This is a genomic window from Aquabacterium commune (assembly GCF_004362855.1).
GTDB lineage: Bacteria > Pseudomonadota > Gammaproteobacteria > Burkholderiales > Burkholderiaceae_C > Aquabacterium > Aquabacterium commune.
The window spans coordinates 1-12510 of sequence record NZ_SNXW01000004.1 but is presented as its reverse complement, the minus strand read 5'-3'; the positions used below and the strand labels follow the sequence as shown (position 1 = coordinate 12510).

The following is a 12510-nucleotide window of genomic DNA, read 5'->3' as shown; positions in this document are numbered from 1 at the left end:
GCCTGAAGGAGCACCCTGTGGACCGCCTTACCGAGATCAGCCATCGAGCTCCCGAGGCGCCTCTCCCATGTCCCGCCAGCTCTCAGGGTGGCAACTGAACAGCAGGATCTGGTGGCGCTGAGAGGCGTCAAACACCACCCGCTTCATCAGGGCCAGGCGCGCGGCATCGCTGTGCACCAGGGCATCGTCCAGGATGATGAGCGTGGGGCGCCCCGCCTCCCTCAACAGATCGGCATAAGCGAATCGGCTGACCAGCGAGAGCTGCTCGCGGGCGCCAAAGCTCAGCGCCTCAAACGCACCCACTTCCTGGCCGCCTGAAGGGTTGCGACGGGTCAGCTCGGTGGGCACCAAGGTGTCGCTCACGGCCACACTGGCCCCTGGAAACAGCAGACTGAGGTAGCGCTGCAAGTGTTGCTGCAGTGGCGCCTGCAGACGGTCGAGCGCCGCCTGGCGCTTGGCCTCCAGCTGGCTACGCAGCAGCTCCAAAGCGTTGGCGCGCAGTTGAAGCTCGGCCTGACGGCGCTGGGCCCGTACCAACTCTCCGCGGCTGAGGGCCAGCGCCTCCTCTGACCCCTGGGCGCCCTGCAAAGCCAGCCCCTGCTCCAAGACGGTGATTTGCGTCGCGCGATCGTGCTGGCGTTGGCGACTCTGCGCCAGGCTGCGCTCGAAGCGTTCCACGTCCTGCGCCAGGATGTCTGGGCGCACCTGTGCAAGCTGCGCGTCAAGTTGTTCGACCCGCAACCGCTGTGCTTCTTGTTGGCTTTGGACGCTCTCAAGCTGGGCCTGGATGTCTTCCTTCTGGCGCGCGCGATCTGCCGACCCCAGCTGCTGCTGGATGATCGAGCACTCACGCTCTGCACCTTCCGCTTGGGCGCTGGCTGTGGCGCGCAGGCTCTGCGCCGCACCCAAGGCCTCACTGGCCTGGGCCTGGGCGAACTCGGCGCTCTTGTACGCACTTTCAGCCAAAGCCAGGCTCGGCACTTCTTCGGGTTCATCTGTTGGGCCATCGGTCGATGCCCCTGGCTCTTGCTCACTGCTGACGTTCCCCCCGTTGGCAACACCCTGCAGGCGCAACAAAGCCTGGGCTGACCGCTGCAATTCGGCCTGCATCTGCTCAAGCTGAGCTTCGAGCGCCGACAGACCGAGAGGCGCGATCAGCACCAACGCTTGTTCTGCCAGTTGGAGATGCTGTGCGTGCTGAGCCTGCTGGACAGCGCGCTGCTCGGCGGCAACCAAGTCAGGCACATTCAAGGCTTGAAGGGCTGAGCGCAAGGCGGCCTGCGCAGAGTGCAGCTGGAGCGACAACTCGCTCAGATCCTCCCCACCTGGCAGGATGGTCAACTCACCCAGGCCAGGCAGTGTCAGTGTGGTGGCACCCGGCAGGAGGAGCTCACCCTCACCCGCGACTGTCTGCGCCTGCCCCTGGGCGCACACCGTGATGGCCTGTCCAGGCATCAGCTGAAACTGGATGCGCGTGGCCAAGTCCTGCATGCGCAGGTCAGCCTGGTGGGCCTTGGCTTCCAACTGGCGCAGGCGCTGCATGTCAGCGGCGCTCAGGCTGGCACCTTGCACTTGCTGACGCAAAGCCTGCAGCCGGCCTTCGGCCGCCTTGGCCTGCAACAAAGTCGCTTGGATTTGATCGAGGCTCTGCTGCTGCAGTTCGTGCTGCCTCCTCAACTGCTGGCGTTGTGACGCTTGCTCAGCGATACGCAGTTGGGTCTGGGCTACCGTCAGCGCGCCTTGGGCCTGCTGGGCTTGTTGCTGGGCCTGCGCCAGCTGAGCCTGTGCGTCTTGCAGTCGAGTGCGCGCTGATTCAGCATCGTTTTGCCGCTGGACGCCGTCGCGCTCAAGCTGTGCGAAGTTGTTGCGCTGCTGGACCAGCAAGTCTTTTTGATTCTGGAAATTCACCAGCAACCGGCGGGCATCGCTCAGTTGCTGGTCAGCCTGCTCGGCGGCCTGCAAGGCTTCACGGGCCTGTGTGAGTTGGGCCTGAAGCCTGTCCCAGGGGCGATCAGCCTCGTCGCGCTGCTGTTCTGTGCGCAAGCGGGAGAGATCATCCACTTGCTGCTGGTAGGTCAGCACCTTGTCTTCCAGCTCCTGGCAGCGCTCGCGCAAAGCATCCACACGGGCAATGGCCTCCGCATAGGGGCCTCGCGGACGCCCAGTGCTGGTCAGCAACTGGTCGCGCTGTTCGTTGACAGCGGCCAGCACGGCATCGCCCCCTGTGGCCGTGAGTGCCGAGGCATGGCTGTCTCTGAGGTGGCTCTCCAGCGCCTGGTGAAGGTGGCCATAGGCGTGATCGGCAGCCTCTTTGAGCTCCTGACCGCTGCCCTGTTCCACCCACAGCAGCCCCGGGATGCCCCAATGCTCGGACTTGCTGGCACCCTTGCCCGCGTAGGCAAAGCCCAGCATTTGCGCGAGGTACTCTTCGGCATCGGCGCCCGTCCATGTCTGACCGCCGATGCGCAGGTCGCAGCGCGCCTTGTTGCCCAGGAACGATTTGCTCAACAAGCCCGCCTGGCCGTCCAGCTCGAACCCGATCTCGACGCTGGGCGTGGCACCACTGTCGCCCCAGGGACGCAGGTCATCCACGGACTTGGATCGGTAGCGCTCGAAAAACGCCGCACGGATGGCGCGTACCAGGGTGCTCTTGCCAGCCTCGTTGGGCGCGGTGAAGAGGTTCAATCCTGGTTGAAGCTGGGCCAGCTCGAAGGGCTGGCGAAAACGCCGCAGTTGTTCGACCTTGAGGTGGGTGAGGCGCAAGCTCATGCGGCAACCCCCTGTTGCTGGGCCAACAGGCCGGCCAGGATGGACAGGGCTTCGCGGTGCACGCGCTGCTGCGCGTCATCAGCCCCCTCCACTGCCTGGGCGTCGCGCAATTCACAGACCAACTCGGCCAAGTAACCGTCGGCGTGCAGGCCGGCGATGTCATCGTCGGTGGGTGCGAGCTGCAAGTCAGACCCGTCCACATTGAGATGGCGGGCGCGGGCTTCCAACTCACCAAGCGCGGCTTGCAGGCGTTGCTGCCCCGTCAGATCCAGCTTGCCCACCAGCGTGAGGCTCAACACCACCTGCGCCGGCAAACCCTGCAACAAGGCAATCAGCTCATCCAGATCGGTGTCCACATCCAGTCGGTGCGTCAGAGACTGCCACGGATGACATCCGGTGAGCATCTTCGTGACCGTGGGCAAGGCACCATGCTCATCCACCTGGACGAGCAAAGCGTGACCCGCCTCATTGGATTTAAAGCGGTCGGGCTCAGGCGTGCCGCTGTACCACGTGCGCGCATCGATCTGCTTGCACCCATGCCAGTCGCCCAATGCCAGGTAGTCCAGGCGCGCCTGAGTGGCCCGGTCCTGCGCGATCGGGTTAGGTGAATCGATGTCCTCCGCAAGCAGGCCCTGTACGCTGCCATGGGCCAGACCTACGCGCACCCAACCCTCTGGGGTCTCAGCCAGGTTGAACCATGCGGTGGTGTCATCGAAGGTGTGGCGCTGCGTGAGCGGCGCGGGCAGCACGACAAGTTTTGCCGCGTCCAGATGCACCGGCTCGGGCTTGAGCGCCAGCTGCACATTGGCAGGCACCAGCCCCAAGCGCACGATGCGGGACCAGACGCTCTCAGCCAAGACCGCATCGTGGTTGCCTGAGATCAGCACCCAGGGCCCGGCATAGCCCTTCATCGCGTTGAACATCTGGCGAACGACGCGCTCGGATACCGTTTGCATGTCAAAGACGTCGCCCGCCACCAGCACAGCATCCACCTGGTGGTCCTGGGCCAACTGAGCGATTCTTTCAACGACCGCCAAACGGGCTTGCGCCAGAGGCACAGCGTCGTCCTCTGGGAAGGTGGCGTACTGGCGTCCAATTTGCCAGTCTGCAGTGTGGATGAAGCGAGGCAATGGATCTCCCTTGACGCACCCTGCACGGCACGCTCTGGTCGTTGGTCTGAAGGTCAGGGGCGATGGTAGCGGAGCACCATACGCTCGCAGGCACAAGCGCTCCGCATGAGCTGACAGATGCGACTCAACCCTTGGTGGTGCCTTGCATGTCGTCACGGCGCAAGAAGGATGGCGCCGCAGCCTCCATCGCTTGATTGACCTGGAAGCCTTCATGACGGGCACGCAATTTGGACTTGAGCGAGCGGGACGAGTACAGCAACTCCTTGCTCATGAAGCGGATGCCCTCAGGGTCACTCGCGAGGCGCTCCATGGCGTCCAAGATGGCCCGAACCCAGTCACTGCCGGCAAATTCCTTGCGGGCAGCACGCAGCAACTCTTGAACGGCTTTGACGTCCCCACGTTGCGCCGCCGCGCGCATGTTCTCCAGGGCTTGGGCTGCCGCGACCTCGATCACCCGGCGCTGAACCAGCTCATTGGCAGGCAGTTGGTGCCATTCGCCAGAACTCACCTCCGGCATGTCCAGCTTCGCCAACTCCAGCAGCACGGACTCACCATCCATGCCACGGCCAGAGACGGTGACCTGCAGCAATGGCTTACCCTGCTGCACCCCAGACAAGGCTGTTGCCGAGACGGTCAAACGCAGCAAAGCCCAGGCTTCTGCACCGTGGGCGAGGTCAGACAGCGTGTAGACGCCATCCACCACCGCCAGATCGTTGAGTACCTCGAACGTAACGCCAGGCGCGGCCTTGAGAGACATGCGCACATCGGTCAGACACAGCTGATTGATGAGCGCCAACTCGCGCTCAAAGGGCCCGATCAGATCCTCCGCTGTCCGGCCGAAGTACTGCCCGCCGCCGCCTGAGCGGGCCATCGCGACCATCAACTCCTCATTGAAACCATTGCCCAAGCCATAAGTGCTGGTGGTGATGCCACGGCCCTGCCAATCAGCGCACTGCTGTGAAATGACCCCGGGGTTGGTTTCCCCCTCGTTGGCTTCGCCATCGGACAGCAAGATGACCCGACGCAAACCTGTGATCGAGCACGCTTGCAAAGCCAACGCGCCTTGAAGCCATCCCCCATGCAACGCCGTGCAGCCACCCGACTCGATGGTTTGGATGGCGTGCTTCACGGCTTGCCCATCCCCCACCGGGACCGCAGGCCAAAGCAGGCGAGCTGCTTGGTCAAACTGCACCACGGCCACCTGATCTTCCGGGCGCAAGCGGGACACCACCAGTTCTGCGCAACGCTTGGCTTGGTCCAACGGGCGGCCTTGCATGGAGCCTGATGAGTCGATCACCAACGCCAGGGCCCGTGCTTCAGGCGTTTTTTCGGCCAGGCCAGCAGGTGCATCGGCACCCTGCAAACGCACCAGCAGCTCGAAGACGTTGGTGTGACCGGCCTGCAGCGCGGCGCGGATGGGTGCCAGCATGATGCTGGCAAACGAGGCTTGAGGGGCTGAGGTCATCGGGCGCTCCTTGCAGAAGAATGAGCGCCAACTGTGGCATCCGTGAAGCTCACTGCGTGAGCCTAGAAACAGCGTCCAGCATCGAAGCTGACGTGCATCACGGCACGTGGCACAGCCGCTGAATAAGCTTTTGGCTGAGCAGGGACGACTTTCTCGCTGGGCACAATAACCGCGCTCATCCCATGAGCCAGTCAGGTGTCATGCTCCAACTGGGATCGCCCGCACATGCTGTGTCGTCTGCATGTGCGGGCCATCACCACAAGCAGTAAAGAGTAACAACGTCCGTCCGCGTAAGTTCACGGCCTCACTTCGAGGACCTGCAGGAATGTGCCTGTCTGAACCGATTTATCCTGCGCCTCAATCTAAGATAACCAGACTCAGCACGCGCATTGCTCCCGCGACATAAACAACAAATCCAGCCATCGCGCGCCATGCTTGACTACATCAAGATGACACTCTGGGCCACCACCGACAAGCTGCAAGCCAACATGGATGCCGCCGAGAAAAAGATCGCCACGTGCGGTCTCAATTTTATCCAGTGCTTCTCAAACACCTTCGCCGCTAGGATTGCCGATCAGACCCCACGCCTCCGTGACTCGGACTGCAAACACTTCCGGGGTAATGCTCGCGGCCAAGATGTCGCCGACGCGACTCAAGCACGCGACTGTCACACATCCGCCAAGGCACTTTGGATGCCCGAAAGCGCCCAACATGAGGCCATCCGACCAGCCGCAAAGCAGGACCTCAACGGAAATCTGATCGACGTAAACCCAACAACCGGCGCTGGTGTCAATGACAAAGCGGACTCCCTTGTCACGTTTGCTTCGCTGGAAAGACCAATCTTCGCTCGAGCGCACGCCGCACAGATCTGCGAATTGGCTCAATCACGCGACACTCGCCTCCCCCTTCTGATCTCTCTCCACCGTCTCGTCTCGGACAACCTCTGCCTGCCCGAGGCACAGGCCCAACTTGGTGCACATCTGTCATGAGCCTGTCCATCGTTGAAAGAGAAAAGCTGTGGGACGACTTTCTCGCCGTATGGCCAGCTGAGCGCCTGGCCAACATGACTTTGGACGACTACACCAAGGCCAAAGATAAGGACTGCTTCACTTTCTGGTTGGAAGAGCGCACCGAAGCCCTGGGGTCCATCTGGGGGGGCTCGGCGTTCAAGTTCGGCATTTACGCCAGAAAGAACCTGACTGAGAAGTCGGGCGACGCGTACACCCGCTATGGCGCTACACACGCTTGGTCAGCAAAGTATGGCGCCACCGAGGCCGAGGCCTTTGAAAATGTCCGCAAGGCCATCATGCAGGTGGCCCTTGCCGCAAGCCTCGGCGACCTGCAAGGGGTGGAGAACGCAGACCTTGGGCCGGTGATCAAGTGGAAGATCGCCTTCTTGTACCAAGACCGCAAGCATCAAGCCCTGCTGGGCGTACTGAATGCACGAGACCTGTGTGCCGCACTGGGTCGTTTTGGCACCAGCAAAGACGCCATGCCAGCCTTGCAGGCCGAGGCGCGCCTGCGCTTCAACCAACCGAGCACACTGGAGGCGAGTGAGGCTTGCTGGGACGCACGCACAGCATGGCTACAGCAGCACACGCTGGCAGCTCAGATACAGACGGAGATCGACGCAGATCCGCTTCGCTTTGAGTTCCGTCACCAAACCATGAAGATGGTGGGCGCCCGAATCAAAGAAAGCGCTCGGCCCTTCGCCTTCAGCCGCGACGACAAAACCGTGACGCTGTTCGCACCTGCCGGCGCGTGGGTATCCGCCTGCCCGCAATTGGTCCGACGGGAATACAAGGCGCATGACACCCGCAGCTCCAACCTTGGCACCTGCTGTCCTGAGGCCAATCAGGGCCACGAGGCGGTGGCTTTGAAGTTAAACAGCATGCAGGACTTTGAGCACTTTCTGGCCGCCTACAACGGTCAGGCGGAGACCAATATCAACGTTCGTGGGAACGGGGACCTCACAGAAATGGATATGCCAATTCGCACCTTACCCCGCAATCAGATACTGTTTGGTCCCCCGGGCACAGGCAAAACACACGGCCTGATTGAGGAGGCCCTGCACATCTTGGACCCACAAGTTTTTGCGAGCGTCGCTTCGCTTGGGGCCAGGGAGACCCGGGCAAAACTCAAGGCACGGTTTGACCAGCTTAAAGAGGACGGGCGGATCGCGTTTGTCACCTTCCACCAGAGTTTCAGCTATGAAGACTTCGTGGAAGGCATCCGCGCAGTCCCGCCGGAAGCCAGTAAGGCCTCCCTGGGAGGCGTCCAGTACAAGGTCGAAGACGGTGTGTTCCTGACCCTGTGCGACAACGCCAGGCGCAATCGAACGCTCGATGAGCAGGCGCAGATCCGACAAGACGCTGTGGTGTGGAAGATGTCCATCGGAGAGTCCAACGGGGAGATGGACACACGGCAGCATTGCTTTGACCATGACGAGGCCCGGATCGGGTGGCCGCAAGCAGGCGACTTGTCAGTTCCTGGCCTGAACTTTGCCGACGCTGCGCACAACCTTGGGCCCAAGGAACAGGCCTCGCTTGAGAATTTCAGCCGAAACATGGAGCCTGGCGATGTCGTGGTTTGCTTGGCCACCAAGCGAAGCATCTCGGCTGTTGGTGTGGTGATTGGCCCCTATGAGCACACGCCCACTGTTCCTGGCAAGGTGCGCCCTGACTACGTTCACCGCTTGCCTGTGAAATGGCTTTGGAAGGGCATTGACTTCGACATCGTCAACCTCAACGCCGGCAAGCAACTGACGTTACAGACGGTTTATGAGCTCAGCCGCATCCGCTGGCCCGATCTGTACGACGCACTGACCAAGGCAGGGTTGAAGCCCAAGGTTGAAGTCGCGAAGGCAGCACAAGCACCACTGCCGCACGTGCTCATCATCGATGAAATCAACCGGGGCAATGTGTCGCGTATCTTTGGTGAGCTCATCACCTTGATCGAAGACTCCAAGCGCGATGGCCAGCCAGAATCCCTTTCGACCACCTTGCCTTACTCACGCCGACCTTTCAGCGTGCCGGACAACGTCTACCTGCTGGGCACCATGAACACGGCAGATCGCTCTTTGGCCAGCATGGATGTGGCGTTGAGGCGTCGCTTCAGTTTCAAAGCCATGACGCCGCGACCTGACCACTTGGCCGGTGTGCTCGTTGAAGGTCAGGTCCCCGTGGAACACCTGCTGTCCAAGATCAACTTGCGCATTGAAGCACTGCTGGGGCCAGATTACTTGCTGGGCCACGCATGGTTCATGCCCCTGAAAGAGGACAAGAGCCTGGCACGACTCTCTGAGATCTTCCGCAGGCAGGTGCTGCCCCAGTTGCAGGAGTATTTCTTTGACGACTGGACGCGCATCCGCTGGGTGCTCAATGACCATCGCAAGACAGGGCGAGATGAGTACTGTTTCATCCGCTCGCGCGGTGTCGACGCCAGCGATTTGTTTGGTTCCGATGTGCAGGTGTCTCCGCGCCCGCTGTGGGAGGTCAATGCCGAAGCCTTCAAACATGTCGGCACCTATCTCGCCACCATCGACATGAGCGCGCTGGAGCCTGACGCATGAACCAAGTGACCGTCTGCGAGTACGCCTCGCTGACGACACATCCAGTGAAGACTCCGTCACTGGCGTTGGCTCAGGTTTCACCGTCTGCATTCGATCACCTGTGTACCTTGAGCGAGCAGTTCAGGCGTGGCGGCGCAAGCCTGGTTCGAATCGATGGTCGTACGCGCCTGCGACTCGACGGCTTTGTGGGCGTCATCCAGACCCCATGTGGCACCACGGTTGAGATTCTGCCCAAACACACGGAGGGCACGGGCGAGCGTGACAAGGAGGCCAGCAGGGCACTGCTGCGCAAACTTATCCAGTCCATGTTTGACATGAAGGCCCGTGAGGTCGGTGTGGCCTCGTTGGAAACCTTCAATGCTCCGCTGACTGAATGGGTGATGGCCCGATTCTTGGATGAACTGGACCACATCGTTCAGCGTGGGCTTCGGTTCAACTACCAACGGGTGGAGGAGGAGCAGCCCTACCTGCGCGGGCAACTCAACGTCATGGCCCAGCTACGGCAGCCGCCGGGGCGCGAGCATCGTTTCCAGATTCGTCATGACGTGTTCACACCCGACCGGGCGGAGAACCGTTTGCTTCGATCCACGCTGAATTTGGTGTGCAAGCAGACCACCTCGACGGACAACTGGCGTTTGGCGCACGAGCTGAGCGTGCGACTTGCAGAGTTACCCGATAGCCGAGACATCCAGGCTGACTTCAGGGCGTGGGGAACAGACAGGCTGATGGCCCACTACCAATCAGTGCGCCCTTGGTGCGAGATCATCTTGTTGAAAGCGATGCCGCTGGCTCTTCAAGGCCAAACCAAAGGGCTGAGCTTGCTGTTCCCAATGGATCGCTTGTTTGAACAGCATGTGGCCGCATGCCTTCGCCGACGCCTAGACAACACATACCGCATACGGACTCCTGCGGCGAGCCAGTACCTTTGCCAACAAGGCGGCAAAGACATTTTCCGCCTAGAGCCAGACATCTTCGTTGAGCACGGGCCGACGAACAAGTGGGTGCTGGACGCCAAGTGGAAGCTGCTGGATGAAACCAACCACAAAGAAAAGTTCGATCTTTCGCAAGCTGACTTTTATCAGCTGTACGCGTATGGACAGAAGTACATGGGTGGGGTCGGCAACATGGCCTTGATTTACCCGATGTCCGCCAAGTTCAGCAGGCCACTAGCCCCATTCGACTTCTCAAATCAGCTGCGGCTGCATGTACTGCCGTTTGACTTGACGTCGGAGCGGATCATCGGCCTCGGGGCAATGCAGCTGCCGGCACTCATTCCAGCTGTGGCCAGCAACCAGCTCAACCGCGCGCATGCGGCATAAGTCATGACAACACACATCCATGTGGTCCGTACTTAAGTCCATGGTCTGACAGGCCGTGGTCAAAAAACTGCACTTGCCACTGGGCCTGTATGCAGGCCCTGACGCTGGCTGAGTGCAGTCTGCAGCGCCCGACCTCACCAAGGTTTCTCAACCTTGCGATTGGAGATCACCGCCCCGAACCTCTCCATTGAGTTGCACCGATCCCACTCGATCACCTTGCTGCTCCACTTACCCCACTCATCCCACAACAGAAGAGACTCAGGACGAGTGCGTTCTAAGGGCGGCCGGTTGCCGAATCCCGACTCATCGTTGGTGTAAGTGGCTGCACCTGACGGGGTGACATTGTCCTTGCACCATTCCCGAAAGACATTGAACATGTCGGCCTCTGTGACGATGAGCGGAGCAAAGGTGGAATAAATCATCCGATGGTCCACCTTGGGAAGCTGCATGAGGGCCTGCCGGGCATCTCGCAAACGCTGGTATTCGGGATCGGTTTGGATGTGTGAGACGAAGAACTCAGCCAGTTCGGCATCAAAGTTGTACTCACCGCGAGGCAGGTGACAGCGCTCTAGGCTCAGCTCGTATTTGCCCATGCGAATCGCCAATACGTCCCAGTGCTGACGGGCCAAGTCCCGAACATGAGGGATCATTTCCATTGAAAGATCTTGTACCTGACCCCGGATGCGCCAGTGATAGATCGATTTCCAGATGCTCATGAAAATGGCCACATAAAACATGCAGCCAATGACGAACCAAATCAGTATTCCGAGTACAGCCATGGAATGCTCCTGAGTACAGCCTAGCCTGGCTGTTCGGTTGAAAATCTGTCATCGGGTCAAAGCCGTCAACCGCGCTGGCGCCGACTCACCAAGGCTTCTCAACCTGAAAACGTCGAACATGTCCGCCTCCTTGACGATCCGTACAGAAAAGGTGGGGTACAGCATCTGGGGTTCAACCTTGGGGTTGTCCATGATGGCCTTGCGCGCATCACGCAACCGCCGGTATTCAGCGTCCGTCTGAATACGGGCCACGAGGAATTCGGCAGGCTCAAAGTCGAAGTTGTCGTTGACGATCACCGGCTGAAGACGGTGAACCAAGCTCAACCGGTACTTCACCAGTCGCATCGCCAGGTCGTGCGAATACTGACCGACCAACCGGTGCACAACAGAGATCATCTGCATCGACAGATCTCACATCTGGGCCTTGACGCGCAGGTGGTGGATGTTCTGCCAAAACACGGCGAAGTTGAAGGAGTAGCCAACGACCATGAAGACCAGAGATCCGAGCACTACCACAAAGCGCCTCCTTGTCCAGTTCAACCTAGACGTTGTCAACATGATCAACAAAAACAAGCTCACAGGCTGAGCTTCTGTTCTGTCTGTGTCACCACACCCATCAAAAATGTCTCAGTGCTCGAGCGGCACCAAAAGCCGTGACCTCCAGCCACCGCGCCCGGCTCTTAGCTGCAGTCACGTGTTCGAAGCCGCGCGGCGAGCCTGCGATGACCCAAAACGTCGATTCAATATGGCGAATGGCCTTAGGGAAGGTCTGCATAAATCGCCCGGACACGTGCTTGGCGCCGACCTGATTGCCTGAGACCATTGAGCCCATGAAGCAGAGCAGCCTTGGATTGGGAACCTCGACGAAGCGCACCCGCCGCCGGGAGTTCCTCGACGAGATGGACCGGGTGGTGCCGTGGTCCGACCTGGTGGTGCAGATCGCGCCGTTCATGCCCGAGGGCAAACGCGGCCGCCCGCCGTTCCCGGTGGAGTCGCTGCTGCGCATTCACTTCATGCAGCAGTGGTTCACGCTGAGCGACCCGGCGATGGAAGAAGCGCTGCACGACGTGCCGCTGTTCCGCGACTTCGCCGGCCTGGGTGGCTGGGATGACCGACTGCCTGACGAGAGCACCATCTTGCGCTTCCGCCATGTGCTGGAGAAGCACAAGCTGGCCGAGCGGATCCTGGCGACCGTCAACCTGCTGCTGGGCGCCAAGGGCCTGATGCTGCGCAGCGGCACGGTGGTCGACGCCACGCTGATCTCGGCACCGAGCTCGACCAAGAACGCCAGCGGTGAGCGCGACCCGGAGATGCACCAGAGCAAGAAGGGCCAGCAGTGGTTCTTTGGCATGAAGGCGCACATCGGCGTGGACGCTGACTCCGGCCTGGTGCACACCGTGCGTGGCACATCGGGCAACGTCAACGATGTGGTCGAAGCCAACAGCTTGCTGCATGGGCAAGAGACGGATGTCTTCGC

9 protein-coding genes are annotated in these 12510 nt (G+C 60.7%); 4 read left to right on the top strand and 5 right to left on the bottom strand.

Translation table 11 applies throughout. From position 1 onward, the window contains the following. Positions 1-36: 36 nt before the first annotated feature. From EV672_RS08515 to EV672_RS08505, 3 genes are all read right to left on the bottom strand, one after another. A complete protein-coding gene (locus tag EV672_RS08515) occupies positions 37-2769 on the bottom strand; it encodes an AAA family ATPase (RefSeq protein ID WP_133608267.1) in 2733 nt (910 codons plus the stop codon). Then, positions 2766-3899 carry a metallophosphoesterase family protein gene (locus tag EV672_RS08510; protein WP_133608265.1) on the bottom strand — a complete coding sequence of 378 codons (1134 nt, stop codon included), beginning with the start codon at positions 3897-3899 and terminating at the stop codon, positions 2766-2768. The genes EV672_RS08515 and EV672_RS08510 overlap by 4 nt, the downstream gene beginning before the upstream one ends. A 124-nt stretch (positions 3900-4023) precedes the next feature. After that, the gene (locus EV672_RS08505; RefSeq protein WP_166643512.1) at positions 4024-5328 is read right to left on the bottom strand and encodes a vWA domain-containing protein; all 1305 of its coding nucleotides are present in this window, start codon (positions 5326-5328) and stop codon (positions 4024-4026) included. A 467-nt stretch (positions 5329-5795) separates the two neighbouring features. Between EV672_RS08505 and EV672_RS08500 the strand changes: the two genes are divergently transcribed. The 3 genes from EV672_RS08500 to EV672_RS08490 are packed head-to-tail and all read left to right on the top strand — an operon-like array spanning position 5796 to position 10254. After that, positions 5796-6353 (top strand): hypothetical protein, encoded by a 558-nt coding sequence (locus EV672_RS08500; protein ID WP_133608261.1) that lies wholly within the window; start codon positions 5796-5798, stop codon positions 6351-6353. Further along, complete coding sequence (locus tag EV672_RS08495; RefSeq protein WP_133608259.1) at positions 6350-8935, top strand: DUF8426 domain-containing protein; 2586 nt, start codon at positions 6350-6352, stop codon at positions 8933-8935. Before EV672_RS08500 ends, EV672_RS08495 begins: the two co-directional genes overlap by 4 nt. Beyond that, the gene (locus tag EV672_RS08490; protein ID WP_133608257.1) at positions 8932-10254 is read left to right on the top strand and encodes an McrC family protein; all 1323 of its coding nucleotides are present in this window, start codon (positions 8932-8934) and stop codon (positions 10252-10254) included. Before EV672_RS08495 ends, EV672_RS08490 begins: the two co-directional genes overlap by 4 nt. A 134-nt stretch (positions 10255-10388) precedes the next feature. On the opposite strand, the gene EV672_RS08485 is transcribed toward EV672_RS08490, so the two are convergent. Both EV672_RS08485 and EV672_RS08480 read right to left on the bottom strand, forming a co-directional pair. Beyond that, positions 10389-11033 (bottom strand): hypothetical protein, encoded by a 645-nt coding sequence (locus EV672_RS08485; protein WP_133608255.1) that lies wholly within the window; start codon positions 11031-11033, stop codon positions 10389-10391. Between the two features lie 48 nt (positions 11034-11081). Then, positions 11082-11435 carry a hypothetical protein gene (locus EV672_RS08480; RefSeq protein WP_133608253.1) on the bottom strand — a complete coding sequence of 118 codons (354 nt, stop codon included), beginning with the start codon at positions 11433-11435 and terminating at the stop codon, positions 11082-11084. Between the two features lie 428 nt (positions 11436-11863). On the opposite strand from EV672_RS08480, the gene EV672_RS08475 reads away from it, so the two are divergent. Further along, the coding region (locus EV672_RS08475) for an IS5 family transposase (RefSeq protein WP_133608251.1) at positions 11864-12510 on the top strand (647 nt) is incomplete at its 3' end.